We start from the raw sequence: 15,263 nt of genomic DNA on the forward strand, positions 1-15,263 counted from the left end.
ATATTTTCGTTCTCAAAGTATCGACTTCTTTCTCTTGCCGGGCCTTGAGCTGCTACAATCAATCAAGATCCGGAATTCATTGCGGAACATGTTGATGAGGTGTGGATTCAAATCGCCGAGCACCAGCTCGCGCAATTTGAATCCGGTGCGGTGAAACTGGTTAGCTGGGAGTCCGAAGTTTCATCAAATGAAAACATGAAATCGAAAACAAAGATGGAATTACCGCGAACACGCTATAGCAAGGAGATTTATGAATACTTGGGATAACGGGTTTCGTGGCAAACCCGGACAGGGGATGTCGCATACTCTGAGTTTCGGGGGTGCAGCCAGTTTTTTTCGCGTGCCTTACCAGGCAGATATCACAGGAGTTGATGTGGTCGTAACCGGAGTGCCGTTGGATATCGCCACCACCAATCGATCCGGCGCGCGACTGGGGCCTCGCGCCATTCGAAATGCATCGTTATCGCTGGCATGGGAGCGTCCATGGCCTTGGAATATAGACCCGATGACTGCATTGCGTGTAATTGATTGTGGTGATTGCGAACCCGTTACTGACGATTTGTTGAGCGTAGCGCATATCGAAGCACATATCGCCAATATTATCGGGGCAGGAGCAGCAGCCTTGGTGCTCGGTGGAGATCATTTTGTCGCTTACCCAAGCCTGCGGGCACACGCCGCTGTGCATGGTCCTATCAGCCTGATTCATTTTGATGCCCATACTGATACTTGGCCTTCCTCCGGTAATGGTATTAATCACGGCACTATGTTTTATCAGGCAACACATGAGGGAATTGTAAATCCAGCATCATCCACACAAATTGGCATTCGCACCACTAATGATGACACACTGGGTTTTCATATCGTTTCCGCAGCAGATGTGCATCAAACGACCGGTCGCGACATAGCCAGCCAGATACACGAGCGAGTTGGTGAAAAACCGGTGTATATCACCTTTGATATCGATTGCTTGGACCCAGCTTTTGCACCCGGCACTGGCACACCTGTACCGGGTGGACTGTCATCCTTCCAGGCACTGAGTATTATTCGTGAACTAAAAGGCATCAATCTGATAGGCATGGATGTCGTCGAAGTGGCGCCCGCGTATGATCATGCTGAAATTACTGCGCTAGCGGCTGCACAGATTGCAGTTGAATTGTTATGTCTTTACGCTGAAAGTCACAGACAAAGAAATTGAAAGAGTAATCGATGACCAATGAAGCAGTAGCAAAACACGATTGGTCCTGTGAGGATTCGCAGGCACTTTATGCCATGAGTAAATGGGGAGATGGCTTTTATTCGGTGAACAAGATGGGGCATGTTTCTGTTCGTCCTATAGAAGGTCAGGATCTGCACATAGATATCATAGATGTAATTCAATCAGCTCGCTCCGAAGGTGCTTCTCTACCAATGCTGATTCGTTTTCAGGATGTGATAAGTTCGCGCGTGCGACGCCTGAATCAAACGTTTCGGAAGGCGATTCATGAAAGTGGTTACGAAGGGACATATCGCAGTATTTATCCTATTAAAGTGAATCAGCTGCAAGAAGTGGTGGCAGAGGTACTGGAAGCTGGTCAAGAATTTAACATTGGACTGGAATGTGGCTCCAAAGCCGAGTTATTAGCCATGCTGCCGCTGGTTGCCGATGAAACACTGCTGCTTTGCAATGGCGTAAAAGACCGCACGATGTTGACCCTGATGCTGAATGCGCAGCAAATCGGACAGCAAGTGATGCCCATCATTGAAAAATACTCGGAGTTTGAGCAGTTGATGAATTTGGCAGAAGCACGCCAGATGAAACCGCGGCTGGGTGTGCGATTAAAGCTGAACACCAAAGGATCGGGACGTTGGTTTGAGTCCGGCGGTGCAAATTCCAAGTTTGGACTGACTATTTCAGAGCTGGTACAACTGATACGGACATTGGAAAATCGGGAGATGGCCGGGCAACTGGAACTGCTGCATTTTCATCTGGGAAGTCAAATTGCTGATATTCAGGTACTACGAAGTGCCATCAGAGAAATCATGCAGGTTTATGCTGATTTGATGTTGCGGGGGATGCAGATCAAGTATCTGGATGTCGGTGGCGGACTCGGAGTGAATTACGGTGGTGATTACGACAACCCGGAATCATCCATTAATTACGGACTGCGCGAGTATGCCAATGTAGTAGTTTATACGGTTAAGGAAATTTGTGATCAGCGGCAAGTACCCATGCCGCACCTTTTGTCAGAAAGTGGTCGCGCACTCACTGCGCATCACTCCGTGCTGGTGGTTCCTGTTTTGGGTGTACACAAGCCGGACAGTCCGTACATGGCCGAATCTCCGGCTGAACTACCTGCCGTGGTGTTACGAATGACGTCGGTATATAGCGATGCGCAATCTGCGGAGAAAATGAGTACGCTGCTGGAATGCTATCACGATGCACAAGAAATCCGTCAGGAGACCGAACAGATGGCGCGGTTGGGTTATCTGTCTGTTGAACACATGGCGCAATCGGATAGTTTGTACTGGAGTATTTGCCGCGAAGTGCTGCGCAAGCTAACGGCGATTGGGTCGATTCCGGTCACAGCTGAGCAGATTGAGTTGGAGAAGCAGCTTACGGACATGTATCTGGGAGATTTTTCCGTATTTCATTCGATTATCGACCACTGGGCCATCGGACAGGTATTCCCCGTGATGCCTCTCCATCGGTTGTGGAATAAACCTGAACGACGCGGTCAACTGGTTGATTTAACCTGCGACTCGGATGGCAAGGTAAGTCAGTATGTAACATCGTCCGGCACCAGTGATTGGTTGCCTTTGCATAATTTTCGTCAAGATGAATCCTATTATCTGGGTATTTTTCTCGTCGGGGCTTATCAAGAGATACTGGGAGACGCTCACAATCTTTTCGGACGTGTAGGCGAAGTTCACGTTTATGCAAAAGCAGAAGAAGCAAACGGTTTTTGGATCGAGGCACTGCTGAAGGGAATTAGTGTGAAGGAAATGCTGAGCCAGGTTCAGTATTTTCCCAATGACCTGGATCGCCGTATGTCGGAGTTTATCCGCAGACAGATAAATGCTGGACGTATCAAGCCTGCAGAAGGAACACGAATTCTTAATAATTATACTCAGCGCTTGGGAGATACCACTTACTGTGATGTTTCTTCCAATGAACCGTTATCGTAGCGCAGCGACGACGAGCTCGGCAGGCATAGTGGGCGCCATGATGGCCCAACCGATGATTTTGCGTGAGTACAGGTCCATGACGGCGGCCAGGTAAAGCCAGCCCTGGCGAGTGCGGATATACGTGATGTCCGACACCCAGGCCTGATTCGGTTGTGCCACGTTAAACTGCCGGTCAAGTAAATTCGGTGCCACGGGATAGTCGTGTTTGCTATCGGTTGTGTTAATAAATTTACGTTTCCATATGGGACACAATCCATTCTCGCGCATGAGCCGGCGCACACGAAATCGCCCCACGGGAACGCCACGCTGCGCCAGCGCCTTGCGTACACGGCGACTACTGTCGCTCTTGCCACTGGCCATAAATGCTGCCTTCACCTGAGCACTCGCCTGCACATCCCTGGCCGGTGCCGTGCGGTGCTGGCGTTGATAATACCCTGCACGGCTACGCCCAAGACCCGACAGGCCTGCGTTACGGGTATGGCCTTCTCCTGCCACTGCTGAACCAACTGATAGGTCATTTCAGTTCCCGGGCGAAGAAGGTCGATGCTTTTTTTAACAAGTCGTTATCAGAGCGCAATTGTCGAATCTCTGCCTCCAGGGTTCGAATCCGTTGCTGCTCAAGCGTCAACGGCTTACCGATGCCGCGTTGACCGTTAAGATCTGCCTGATACTGCGCGACCCAACGACGAATCGCTGTTTCCCCCACCCCCATCGTTTTGGAGACCTCGCTCACACTAAGGTCGTGATCCTTGATCATGTGAACAACTTCCAATTTAAATTGAGTGTCAAATTTCCTGCGTGCTTTCATTAGTATGTCCTCTTAAAGTGAATTTTATCCACCTATCGAGGTGTCTGTTTAAATTAGACCGCTACAAGGCACCGAGATTGAGCGCGAGCGCCTGGATGGGTAGGCTCGAGCCCGTCCGCTTGTAGAGCCGGGTGCAGGCGTCGGCGAATTTGATGTCATGGTCATTGAGTCCGGCAGCCGCTTTCTGCGCTAGCCCGTGAAGGATGTCGAGTTCTGATCCTGCTTCGATCTTGGGCAGGTCGGGCGAGACCGAGTTATCATCGAAGGCGACCACTGCAGCCACTACGAAACCGATAACAGCCGATTCGAGTCTGCGTTGGGCGGCCTCATGGAGGTAAGGCAGAAGCTCGGCTGCCATCATCGAAACCGTGACGCCGTGTAGTAACGCAAAGTTGTTCAGGCCGGTGTTTCGCACCTGCGCCGCACATGCCGCCAGTGCCAGTCGGTCGAAGGCAGCGGGCAGATCTTCGGCCGGGCGGGCTGATGCAACGAGGTCGAACACACCGGGCTCGTCCATCGCCATTCGTAAGCCATAAACGAGTAGCCCATCTGGCCTTTGGGCCGCATCCAGACGGGGAAGCCTGGCGAGCAGATCGCTCAGCTCAAGCGTTCCGCCGAGTGCCTCGGGAGATTTCAGCGCAGTACCTCGTGACCAGTAGCCCAGGGCCGCAGTCAGTTCCCGTCGGCGAATCTCAGATTCGTGGCGACCTAACGCTCGGGTGGCGTGGGCAACTCGGAGGAGTCCGTGGCCTGCTTGAGACCCGGCTTTGTAAACTATCTGAGGAAGCTCTTCTTGTAGTTGCGACTGCCAATCGGCCCGACCAATATAGACGTCTTCGGTGAGTTCAAGTTTCTTCGACACTTCGGTCACGTAAGGACCAAACGCGTCTGGTAATTCAAGCGACGCCAATGCCTCAAGTGCCATCGGGCCATGGTTGGAAAAGCCACCGCCATATTCCGCGCCAAAGACAATTAGCCGTTCCAGTTCTGCGTCGTAGAGTTCGTTAATAGTGTTCCTCATACGGTAATTTACAAGATCTCAAGTAATGTCAAGGTATAGGAAAAATAAACACCCTTTTTCATAAGAACCTGTTCAAAGTCTAGGGGAGTATGAGAAACTCGGAAGATGAGAAGAAGTTACCCGAGCGACATCAGTCGTGAACAATTCGAGCTTATCAAGCCTTTGCTGGAGAGCGCGCGCAGGAAGACCAGCCCTCGACGAATAGATCTGTACGATGTTTTTTGTGCGGTGCTGTATTTGCTCAAGAGCGGCTGCCAGTGGCGAGCCCTGCCTAATGACTTTCCCAAGTGGCGCACTGTCCACTCATACTGGGCCATCTGGAGTGAGCCGCGCGAAGGAGGCAGCCTGCTGGAGCAGGCATTAAAAAAATCAGGTTGGCGAGGTTCGTACCAGACAGGGGCGCAACGCCTGCACGTCATTCTTGATCGTGGACGCGCAGAGCGTGAAGAACACGGACACGGCGAGCCAGAAGGGCTATGACGCAGGCAAGAAGGTATCGGGCATCAAGCGTCATATCGCGGTCGATACCCAGGGTTTGCCGCATGCCATTGCGGTGACGACAGCGGAAGTGACCGATCGCAAAGGTGCGTTGCAGGCTTTCCGGCGTTGTCGTTCAGGCCTGGGCCGGGTGGTGGCGGTGTTGGCGGACAGCGGTTATGTGGGAGAGCCGTTTGCTCAAGGTGTACGCGATGTGCTGAGCGAGACTGTCGCGGTTCAGATCGCCAGGCGCAGTGAGTTGCATACCTTCGCCGTTATCCCCAAGCGTTGGGTAGTGGAACGCAGCTTTGCCTGGTTGGAGAAGAATCGACGGCTGTGGAAGAACTGTGAGCGCTTACTCAACACCAGCTTGCAGTTTATTCACCTGGCCTTCCTGGCCCTTCTACTCAAAAGACTTTGAACAGGTTCTAAGTGTTTAGTCCCACGGTGTGCTGGTGTAACATATAACCAGCTACGGAGGGATGATTTATGGGACAGATATTACACGGAAGCGCCCGCACGACAGCGGCGGTACGTCGAGCGATACAAAATAGTCAAGAGAGTCTGAATGTTCTGGCCAAGCGGCATGGGATTAATCCAAAAACGGTAGCGAAGTGGCGGAAGCGGGAATTCACCCACGATGCACCGATGGGCCCCAAAGAGTCGCACTCGACTGTTTTAAGTCTGGAAGAAGAAGCCGCTGTTGTGGCGTTTCGCAAACATACGCTTCTACCGCTGGATGATTGTCTATATGCCTTGCAACCAAGCATTCCGCATTTAACCCGCTCAAGCCTGCATCGCTGCTTTCAACGGCATGGCATCAGTCGGTTGCCGGAGGTTGATGGTGACAAGCCAAAGAAAAAGTTTAATGCCTATCCAATTGGCTACTTCCATATTGATATTGCCGAAGTTCGTACGAAGGAAGGTAAACTCTATCTTTTTGTAGCCATTGACCGGACATCAAAGTTCGTTTTTGTTCAACTCCAGAACAAAGCCAACCGCAACACGGCAACCGCCTTCTTGAAGGCCGTGATCGAGACTGTTCCCTACAAGATCCATACAATCCTGACTGATAACGGTATCCAGTTTACGTTCCCGGCGCGTTATCGGAATGGGCCAACGGCTCAGTATGTAACGCATATGTTCGATAGGTGTTGTCAGATCAACGGCATCGAGCACCGTCTCACCAAACCCAACCATCCCTGGACCAATGGTCAGGTTGAACGCATGAATCGAACCATCAAGGATGCGACTGTAAAACGGTATTATTACGACTCACACGATCAGTTGAAGGCCCATCTCCATCGCTTTGTGATGGCTTATAACTTCGCCAAAAGACTAAAAGCTCTCAAAGGCCTAACACCCTATGAATACATCTGCAAAATCTGGAAAAATGAGCCAGATCGTTTTATCTTTGACCCATTCCAGCACACCGTGGGACTAAACATCTAAGAACCACATGTACCGGAAAACGGTTTGGTCGTCAACCTGACCGGGAAGTTGCCCGAAATCCTTAAATTTGTTTTTGACCCACAGCAAAAAGTGTTGGTTTGAGGCTTTTTTTCGCTATTTTCGTGAAAGTTACTCGAGGGTAAAGGTCGGCCCAGTGATGAAGAGAACTAATAGGAACGAGCACAGGATCAGGTTGGCTTGGACGGATCAGAGATTTACGCAGGTGCTCCAGGCGGCGCTCGGGAGGACAAGCCAGGATGGTCATGAATTTTAGTGATTGCGCCAGATTCCAGGATGGCGGCGATAATTTCCAGGGTTCCCCTATAATGCGGACAATACTCAATGTCAATATCGAACACCCGCTTGAGCAAACGTACCCAACTGATACACACAGAAACCGAGGAAGGTGGCACAGCATTATTCCTGCAGGAGGATTACTTTTGTTTTTCCTGCTGCCGAGAATAATCTCAGAACGAAGCTTCGCGTTGGGCGCGAGCGCGCCATGGAAACGAATGAGCTTGAGCCTTGGCCTGGGAACTAACGCGGCCAGTCGTTGCATGAATTCCAGTGGCGACATCACGATCCCAATAAGGCGTTTTTAGTGCTGCCCAGCATTATTTAGCGCCAGACGCTCATTGGCAATTGCCGGTCACGTGATGTAATGACACAAGTGTGCCAGTTTCTTGCGCTGACTCATGGTGCACCGGCACCCGGAAAATGATGTGATCAACCAGGTGAGCAGCCGTTTGCGCCATGCGCCGCCCGTTCGTTGCACAAGGGGTAAAATCCACGCCGTTTGCAGAAAAAGGCCACCAGTTTCTCATGGGCGCAGGTTCTTTTTGTGGAATTGGGCGGAGGGGGTGGCCATCGACATGATCTTTAAGAATGAAAACATTCGTTCTCAACGTATCGATTTCTCTTGCCAGGCCTTGAGCTGCTACAATCAGTCAAGACCTGGAATCTGGAATTCAATGCGAAACATGTTGATGAGGCGTGGTTTCAAATCGCCGAACGCCGGTTCGCGCAATTTGAATCCGGTGCGGTGAAACCGGTTAGCTGGAAAGAAATAAAGCTGAAACTGAACCGTGAGTTGTGACAAACGTTTTACTTTCATCCTGAAGTTGCCCGCGATATACGTGAATCGGTCGTCTGGTATGAACGCAGGTAAAAGGATTGTTTGAGCTCTATTTCCAGCCCATTGTGGATAATTGCCACCAGTGAATTGCGTGGCTGTGGAAGCGCTTCTGCGCTGGAACAACCCCGTTATGGGCATGGTTATGCCAGATCGCTTTATTCCGCTGGCCGAAGAAACTGGGCTTATCATCGCTATTGGCGAATGGGTGCTTGAGCAAGCCTGCCCTAGCAGCTACCGGGTGGGAAGCAATCGCCGGCCGAGATATTGGCATATCTGTCAACGTGTCATCACGGCAGTTCCGGTACCCTGGGTTTATCAACGCCGTGATGCGCGCTGATTGTGTGCAGTAAAGGGTATCCTCTATAGCCGACTTAGAGTGCTTATTCTCATAATCAGCAGCCTCAATTTCACTCGGCGTCTCCCATTGGCGCAAGTGACCACAGGAAATTGTTATGAGCCAGTTTGAATACCTTAGAAGGCAGATGATCGATACCCAGTTATCTGCACGCGGCCTGCACGATGAAACGGTTTTGAACGCAGTGGCTGCGGTACCGCGCGAAGATTTTGTTCCGGCAGAACTGGTGGAGTTTGCCTATAACGACTCTCCCCTGCCCATCGGCGCCAGCCAGACCATCTCGCAACCGTATATTGTGGCCCTTATGACTGCCGCACTCAATCTGCAGGCGGGGGACCGTGTGTTGGAAGTAGGCACCGGTTCAGGGTATGCGGCTGCCGTTCTGGCAGAAATAGCTGCCGAGGTTTACACGGTGGAACGGCACAAAATTCTGGCCGATTCAGCTCGTAACAAGCTTGCCGATCTCGGCTATAAGAATATTCAGGTTCTGTATGGCGACGGCACGCTGGGCTGGCCCGACCACGCCCCTTTTGACGCCATCATCGTCGCTGCGGGCGGTCCCGAAGTGCCCGAGACACTCAAACAGCAATTGGCTATTGGCGGGCGACTTGTGATCCCGGTTGGCACCAGCTTGCAAACGCAGAAACTACTGCGCGTGCGGCGTATCACAGAGCAGGAGTACATCGAAGAGGATATGGGAAGCGTCCGTTTTGTACCGCTGATCGGTGCTGCGGGCTGGGAGGATGAGACCGCTACCGCAGTTGCGGCGGAAAATAGTGAAGCATCCCTACCTGAGCTGATTTTTAAATCCAGTGAGCACTTTGCTTCAATTGATCAAGTCAATCTGGACAAGCTACTGGCGCGCATCGGTGACAGCCGCCTCGTACTACTGGGTGAGGCTTCACACGGCACGGCCGAGTTTTATGAAATGCGGTCGCGGATCACCCGGGAGTTAATCGAAAAGAAAGGCTTTACTGTCGTTGCTGTGGAAGCCGACTGGCCCGATGCGGCGCACCTTGATCATTATATTCACGGCACCGCCCCGGACCCAATGCTAGAGAGCACACCGTTTTCCCGATTTCCGACCTGGATGTGGGCGAATACGTCGGTGCTTGAATTCATTGACTGGCTCAGAGCCCACAACGAAAAAGTCCGCTCAACTGAAAACAAGGTAGGATTCTACGGTTTGGATCTGTACAGCCTGAGCACTTCTATAGAAGCGGTTTTATCCTACCTGGATACAGTGGATCCCGAAACAGCGGAAGTGGCGAGAGTGCGCTATGGCTGCCTCACACCGTGGGCCAATGACCCTGCTTTATACGGCCGGATGGCCAGGACCAAAGAGTACCAGACATGTGAAGCCGGAGTGTTAGCGACCCTGCAGGACTTGATGAAGAAACGCCTGGATTATTCAATAGCGAACTGCAAACAATTCTTCGACGCCAAACAGAATGCTCGCCTGATAGCCAATGCCGAGCGCTATTACCGCACCCTGTACTACGCCGAAAACAACTCGTGGAATCAGCGCGACCAGCATATGTTCGAGACGCTGCAATCTGTGATGAAGTTCCGAGGCTCGCAGTCAAAAGCGGTAATCTGGGCACACAACTCGCATATTGGCGATGCACGGGCAACGGAAATGAGTGCGCGCGGAGAGTTCAACGTTGGTGAATTAGTGCGGAAGAAGTATGGCGATGCTGCGTATATTATAGGTTTTGGTACCGATCACGGCACAGTGGCGGCCGCCTCCGAATGGGGTGGCCCTATGGAAATCAAACAGGTGCAACCAGCGCACATCGACAGCTATGAACGTATCTTCCACGGCGTCAACACCGACAACTTTCTGTTGCCATTACGTTACCCGCTACAGGAAATCACACGTCAAAAACTGCTTCAGGAGCGATTGCAGCGTGCTATCGGTGTTATCTACCGGCCTGAAGCGGAGTTGCAAAGCCACTATTTCTACGCTTCACTACCACATCAGTTTGACGAATATATCTGGTTTGACGAAACCCGAGCGGTTGAACCCGTAACCAGGAAAACCACAGAAGGGACACTGGATACATTCCCTTTCGGTGTTTAGAATCTGCCAGCGATACCGGAGGCAACCCGTTTGGAAGCCTGCGGAGTGGGGGAGTATTCTTGGTACTCGACCACAATAATTCGCATTGAGACGTTGCTAATGTAATTAGGTGTTCAGCCCCAGATGAATATTGAGATTAGCAGCCGAACCGAAACGTTGAATAACGTGTAATTGCACTGCTATCCTTGGAGTTCTTCCGCAGTTTAGCTGATTTATGTTCGAACCGGTGAATTCGAAGGTAAAATTATTAAACTTCACCAATAGGTTGCGTAAACAAAATGATTAAAGGTACGGTTAAGTGGTTCAATGCGGATAAGGGTGTAGTGGAGCTTCCGGATGAGAATTCATGGGGCGACAGTGGACAACAATGCCAGATGTTTTTACGGCGCCCCCATCTTTCCATAAATGAGCTGTGCTCAAACGAACGCGTAACTATCGAAACCCTACGAAAACACGTGCAGAGCAGGCTGCGCCGAAATAAAACCGCTGCGCAATTTCCGCTTGTATCCCCGCCCCGAGTAAATGAGGATTTATACGGATCTTGCTAAAGTGGAATTATCGTAAAGGCCTGCGGTGGAAGCTCACGGTTAGCATTTTTGCCTTGGGGGTGTTTATTATGCTCACCGTTCTGCAGCGCCAATTGATCTATTTTCCCAGCAAGGCGCAAGCGGACGTGCTGTCAGAACTTGCCTCGCGCATGGGCCTGCAGGTCTGGCGCGACAACGCAGGAGAGGCTATAGGCTGGAAATCCCCTGGTGACCCCTGCTATCGAATGCTGGTGTTCCATGGCAACGCCGGCTATGCGCTGAACCGGGGTTATTTTGTGACGGGCCTGCGGGCGCTGGGAAACCAGTGGGATGTTTTCCTGTTCGAATACCCCGGATACGGGGCTCGCGGGGGCACGCCATCTGAGGTCAACTTCAAGACCACTGCAACGCAGGCTCTGGAGGCATTACTGGCGATTGATTCACGACCAGTTTTCATTATTGGTGAATCTCTGGGCAGTGGCGTCGCCAGTTTTCTGGCGTCCACCTTCCCGAATAAAGTAGCGGGTCTGCTGCTCATCACTCCTTTTCCCAGCCTGGCTGATATCGCGGCATACCACTACCCCTTCCTTCCTGTTCGCGCCTTGTTAAGCGAGCACTATGATTCTCGAGAAGCGCTGTCCCATTACCAGGGGCCGGTGGCCTTTTTGCTGGCTGGACGTGATGAGGTGGTTACCAGCGAATTGGGCCAGCAGCTCTACGACAGCTATAGTGGCCCCAAATGGCTGCATATAGAGGCGCATGCCGGGCACAACACTCTGCCCTACGATCCCGCCGCTCCCTGGTGGGGTGAAGTTGCGACGTTTCTCACTTCAACAGAAAAGGGCTCGTTGAAGTAACTGCGTATTCCGGCGATCCGCCTCGGTGCACTTGTGCGCAATGACCTGGGAACTAACGCAGCCAGTCTCTCGCTGCATGAATTCCAGCGGCGACATGACGATATGCGTGGTGCCATCCCGATAAGGCGTTTTTAGTGCCAACAACCTGCCCAGCATCATTTAGCACCAGACGCTCATTGGCAATTTCCGGTCGCGTGATGTAACAACACAGGTGTTCCAGTTCCTTACGCTGATTCATGGCGCAACGCACCCAGGCATGCAGGCTAAAGCCGTGGGAGTTGGCGCAGCACTCCTGGTCTGACTATTCCAGATTTTGTGTGGGCGCGGTTTTCAACGTCAGTACTTTTTGATCTGCGCGGCGACCAAGCGCAATCCAGGTGCAAGCCGCCGATTGCAGTGGTGCCAACGCTGCATCCGTTTCCATCTCGGCCAGGTAGGTTATCTCCTCCTCTATAAGCGCGCCGTGGCGGATCAATGCTTTCATGATGCGTTGGATAATCTGGCTGAGCAGGCTTTGTAACTGCTCAGCCATCGGTGACCGTGCGCCGTGGAATTCTGCCGTACCATTCTGGACACGGTAAACGCCATCAAGCACGAGACAATGTAGATGAATATTGAGATTAGCAGCCAAACAACAAACCGAAACATTGAACACGTGTAATCGCACTGGTCTGTGCTTCGGATGTTATTCCAAAAAGTATTTTTTAATTAGACTCTCGAGCTCTTTTTTTAGCTCCTCTTTTTGTTCTAGTCTGGTGTCTGTATATAGTTCATTGGAAATTTCGATGAAATTATTTAATAACTTCCCGTCAAATTGGCTATTGTAACCATCTTTTAAAATCGCAACACTTTTTTCATAACTAAATGGCTCTTTATAAGGTCTTTTAGAAGTTAGCGCATCAAATACATCAACAATAGCAAATATTCTCGCAGTTACTGGTATCTCCTTACCTTCTATATTGTTTGGATAACCGCTTCCGTCATACCTTTCATGATGATACAAAATTACATTTTTTGCATCTTCCAGCCAACTATTATGGTTAACAAGTTCAACTCCTTTAACCACATGGCTTCTCATCACCTCAAACTCTTCTTCGCTTAAACTTCCATTTTTAAGAAGGATATTATCAGATATTCCTATCTTTCCAACATCATGCAAGAAAGCCCCTTTTATCAATACTTTAATGCTTTCATGGTCTAGGTTTATGCTCTGGGAAAATTTAATTGCATAGAGAGTTACTCTGTAGTTATGCTCATCCGTATCACTATCTCTAAGGGCAATTGCAGTACCAAGAGTTTTTATTGCCATAATATTACTAGATAAAAGCTCTAATCTGTGCGCGTTTAACTTTTTATATGCGAAATATATGAGTGGAAATATTAGAAGAGAAAAAATAGATATTGTCAATAATACTGTTACTATTGTTGTAAATATACCTTGCTTAAATCTTTTAACCACAATTGGTTCTATATAATAGATACCTTTAATATAACCGAATAGTCTGTTTGATTTGTATACAGGGTAAAAAATCTGCATAAAATGATACTTATCTAAAATAGTAAAAAAATTATAATTCACTTTTTTAGATGTTTTGGAATCATCACCAATAAGATTGTAGTCAGATTGAATGAGTTCTAGGTTCCGTGCAAATTTTTCTTCAGAAGAAGTGAATTTAAATAACTTCTTTTTTTTATCATCATATATTTCAATTATTACAAATCCAAGTTGCTCCGTTAAAATTTTTACACCATCTTTAAGTACATTTATATCTGAGAACTTTAGATTTTCACTGTATTTATATAATTTAGTATCCACATTTGTTTTAATCTCCTCTGCTAAAGAGTTATAAAAATTGTACTGTTGAAAATTTATTATAAATATAGTGCTTATTATGCTAATGAATATGAAGGAGAAGAGAGCTCTTTTAAAAAAAGAGTTAACAATATTATTGCTATTAATATCTATAATAGATTTTAGTTTATCTATTATCATAGTTTTAAAATAGAGGTTATGCCAAATTTTTTGTGAACCATTTTAATTCATCTTGAAGCTTCAATCTCATAGCAGAGTCAAGGGCAGAGAGCGGCTCATTGAGCAGAAGTATTTTTGGGTTGCTCATTAAAGCTCCTGCAACTGCAACTCTCTGTTTTTGACCTTCGTTTATATTTTGCGGAGGTGTATCTGCTAGATTCTTCAGCTCCATGAGCTCAAGAATCTCATCTATGAGATTGCTGTTTTTCTTTTTTTGGCAAACTCAAGGTTCTTTCTAATACTCATATTAGGGAAAAGTGCATAGTCTTGAAATACAAAACCGACACCTCTTTTTTGCAGCGGAAAATTTATCTTTCTTGCGCTGTCATACCAGATTTGACCATCAACGACTCAGGCATGCAGGCTAAAGACATGGGAGTTGGCGCAGTACTCCTGGTCTGACTGTTCCAGATTTTGTGTGGGTGCGGTTTTCAACGTCAGTACTTTTTGACCTGTGCGGCGACCAAGCGCAATCCGGTAGGTGCAAGCCGCCGATTGCAGAGGTGCCAACGCTGCATCCTTTTTCCATCTTGACCAGGTAGGTCATCCCCTCTTCTTCTATAAGCGCGCCGAACCGGCCGCATGCGTCTTCAACGACCACGGCTACCGTGTCGTGATCTCCGGATCCTCTCTGGTAGCTTTGCAGGTCGGGCAAATGCAGGTCGATTTCCTGAGGGCAAGGCTGCGGGCAGATTGATGCGGATTCTACGGCAACCCCCCGGTTCCAGCCCTTCCAGCGACCAGTTGCCAATACGATAGCGGATCAGTCGCAATGTTGGAAAGCCGACGGCGGCCGTCATTCGTCGCACCTGTCTGTTACGGCCTTCCGTTATGATCAGTTCCAGCCAGCTGGTAGGGATTGAATCGCGCCATCGTACCGGCGGAACCCTAGGCCACAGAGCCGGCTCTTCCATTGCGCACGCTTTAGCTGGCCGGGTGCACCCATCTTTAAGCATTACACCGGCTGAAAGCGCTGCTATAGCGCTTGCAGAAATATTGCCCTCTACCTGCACCCAGTAAGTTTTCGGCATTTTCTGGGCTGGCGACGCAATGCGATGCTGCAAGAAACCATCATCGGTCAGTAGCAGGAGGCCCTCGGAATCGTAATCCAGTCGCCCGGCCGGGTAGACGCCAGGAATTTCGATCCAGTCTGCAAGGGTAGATCGGCATTCTGGCCTGGCCGCCGTGCGTTTGTCTGTAAACTGACTGAGTACATGAAACGGCTTATTGAAAAGGATAAGCTCAGCTATGAGGTAGCTCCCGGGCAGGTAATGAAGAAATCAAGAAGGATAGTACGAAGAAAAGATACCCAAGGGTAACGGTCAGCCCAGTGATGAAGAGAACCGAGGAG

General features: G+C 49.6%; 16 protein-coding genes and 3 pseudogenes. 8 read left to right on the forward strand and 11 right to left on the reverse strand.

The annotated features are described in order from the left end of the window. The first annotated feature begins 250 nt into the window (after positions 1 to 250). A complete protein-coding gene (gene speB, locus ACZ5EJ_RS10375) occupies positions 251 to 1,195 on the forward strand; it encodes an agmatinase (RefSeq protein WP_011635206.1) in 945 nt (314 codons plus the stop codon). An 11-nt stretch (positions 1,196 to 1,206) separates the two neighbouring features. Next, positions 1,207 to 3,165 carry a biosynthetic arginine decarboxylase gene (gene speA / locus ACZ5EJ_RS10380; RefSeq protein ID WP_074456223.1) on the forward strand — a complete coding sequence of 653 codons (1,959 nt, stop codon included), beginning with the start codon at positions 1,207 to 1,209 and terminating at the stop codon, positions 3,163 to 3,165. Here the strand turns inward: speA and ACZ5EJ_RS10385 are convergent. From ACZ5EJ_RS10385 to ACZ5EJ_RS10400, 4 genes and pseudogenes are all read right to left on the reverse strand, one after another. Next, positions 3,160 to 3,384 (reverse strand): annotated as a pseudogene (locus ACZ5EJ_RS10385) (DDE-type integrase/transposase/recombinase); the annotation flags it as partial. The gene speA and the pseudogene ACZ5EJ_RS10385 sit on opposite strands and share 6 nt — an antisense overlap. An 18-nt stretch (positions 3,385 to 3,402) precedes the next feature. Continuing rightward, positions 3,403 to 3,660, reverse strand: a pseudogene (locus ACZ5EJ_RS10390) (IS3 family transposase); the annotation flags it as partial. A 19-nt stretch (positions 3,661 to 3,679) separates the two neighbouring features. Continuing rightward, positions 3,680 to 3,973 carry an IS3 family transposase gene (locus tag ACZ5EJ_RS10395; RefSeq protein WP_011635209.1) on the reverse strand — a complete coding sequence of 98 codons (294 nt, stop codon included), beginning with the start codon at positions 3,971 to 3,973 and terminating at the stop codon, positions 3,680 to 3,682. Between the two features lie 61 nt (positions 3,974 to 4,034). Then, positions 4,035 to 4,994: a hypothetical protein gene (locus ACZ5EJ_RS10400; protein ID WP_074456224.1), complete on the reverse strand. Its 960-nt coding sequence runs from the start codon at positions 4,992 to 4,994 to the stop codon at positions 4,035 to 4,037. Between the two features lie 105 nt (positions 4,995 to 5,099). Between ACZ5EJ_RS10400 and ACZ5EJ_RS10405 the strand changes: the two genes are divergently transcribed. Continuing rightward, a protein-coding gene (locus ACZ5EJ_RS10405) for an IS5 family transposase (protein WP_166484975.1) occupies positions 5,100 to 5,892 on the forward strand; the annotation gives its coding sequence in 2 pieces (ribosomal slippage) (positions 5,100 to 5,359 and positions 5,358 to 5,892; 795 coding nt in all). 68 nt (positions 5,893 to 5,960) lie between these two features. Continuing rightward, on the forward strand, positions 5,961 to 6,923 hold the full coding sequence (locus ACZ5EJ_RS10410; RefSeq protein WP_464557040.1) for an IS481 family transposase: 963 nt from the start codon (positions 5,961 to 5,963) through the stop codon (positions 6,921 to 6,923). Between the two features lie 61 nt (positions 6,924 to 6,984). On the opposite strand, the gene ACZ5EJ_RS10415 is transcribed toward ACZ5EJ_RS10410, so the two are convergent. Together ACZ5EJ_RS10415 and ACZ5EJ_RS10420 are read right to left on the reverse strand one after the other, a co-directional pair. Then, positions 6,985 to 7,500 carry a transposase gene (locus ACZ5EJ_RS10415; protein ID WP_074456462.1) on the reverse strand — a complete coding sequence of 172 codons (516 nt, stop codon included), beginning with the start codon at positions 7,498 to 7,500 and terminating at the stop codon, positions 6,985 to 6,987. Positions 7,501 to 7,555: 55 nt separating this feature from the next. Further along, positions 7,556 to 7,747, reverse strand: a complete 192-nt coding sequence (locus ACZ5EJ_RS10420) for a hypothetical protein (protein WP_464557041.1) — start codon at positions 7,745 to 7,747, stop codon at positions 7,556 to 7,558. A 95-nt stretch (positions 7,748 to 7,842) separates the two neighbouring features. Between ACZ5EJ_RS10420 and ACZ5EJ_RS10425 the strand changes: the two genes are divergently transcribed. The 4 genes from ACZ5EJ_RS10425 to ACZ5EJ_RS10440 all read left to right on the forward strand — a co-directional run bounded on the left by ACZ5EJ_RS10425 (position 7,843) and on the right by ACZ5EJ_RS10440 (position 11,880). Next, positions 7,843 to 8,019 (forward strand): addiction module protein, encoded by a 177-nt coding sequence (locus tag ACZ5EJ_RS10425; RefSeq protein ID WP_083331386.1) that lies wholly within the window; start codon positions 7,843 to 7,845, stop codon positions 8,017 to 8,019. 130 nt (positions 8,020 to 8,149) lie between these two features. Then, positions 8,150 to 8,395 (forward strand): EAL domain-containing protein, encoded by a 246-nt coding sequence (locus tag ACZ5EJ_RS10430; protein WP_305367048.1) that lies wholly within the window; start codon positions 8,150 to 8,152, stop codon positions 8,393 to 8,395. A gap of 115 nt (positions 8,396 to 8,510) precedes the next feature. Further along, positions 8,511 to 10,496, forward strand: coding sequence for a protein-L-isoaspartate(D-aspartate) O-methyltransferase (locus ACZ5EJ_RS10435; protein ID WP_464557042.1), 1,986 nt, complete (start codon positions 8,511 to 8,513; stop codon positions 10,494 to 10,496). A gap of 616 nt (positions 10,497 to 11,112) precedes the next feature. Further along, the gene (locus tag ACZ5EJ_RS10440) at positions 11,113 to 11,880 is read left to right on the forward strand and encodes an alpha/beta hydrolase (protein ID WP_143000399.1); all 768 of its coding nucleotides are present in this window, start codon (positions 11,113 to 11,115) and stop codon (positions 11,878 to 11,880) included. 52 nt (positions 11,881 to 11,932) lie between these two features. On the opposite strand, the pseudogene ACZ5EJ_RS10445 reads toward ACZ5EJ_RS10440, so the two are convergent. The 5 genes and pseudogenes from ACZ5EJ_RS10445 to ACZ5EJ_RS10465 form a co-directional block, all read right to left on the reverse strand. Further along, a pseudogene (locus tag ACZ5EJ_RS10445) lies at positions 11,933 to 12,148 on the reverse strand (transposase); the annotation flags it as partial. A gap of 33 nt (positions 12,149 to 12,181) precedes the next feature. Beyond that, a complete protein-coding gene (locus ACZ5EJ_RS10450) occupies positions 12,182 to 12,511 on the reverse strand; it encodes a transposase (RefSeq protein ID WP_166485021.1) in 330 nt (109 codons plus the stop codon). Between the two features lie 54 nt (positions 12,512 to 12,565). Further along, positions 12,566 to 13,696: an HD-GYP domain-containing protein gene (locus ACZ5EJ_RS10455; RefSeq protein WP_176752618.1), complete on the reverse strand. Its 1,131-nt coding sequence runs from the start codon at positions 13,694 to 13,696 to the stop codon at positions 12,566 to 12,568. Positions 13,697 to 13,889: 193 nt separating this feature from the next. Next, positions 13,890 to 14,105: an ATP-binding cassette domain-containing protein gene (locus ACZ5EJ_RS10460; RefSeq protein WP_256212136.1), complete on the reverse strand. Its 216-nt coding sequence runs from the start codon at positions 14,103 to 14,105 to the stop codon at positions 13,890 to 13,892. Positions 14,106 to 14,502: 397 nt separating this feature from the next. Beyond that, positions 14,503 to 15,180 (reverse strand): pseudouridine synthase, encoded by a 678-nt coding sequence (locus tag ACZ5EJ_RS10465; RefSeq protein ID WP_439822772.1) that lies wholly within the window; start codon positions 15,178 to 15,180, stop codon positions 14,503 to 14,505. Positions 15,181 to 15,263 lie beyond the last annotated feature (83 nt).

This window comes from Nitrosomonas sp. TNE100 (assembly GCF_055387135.1).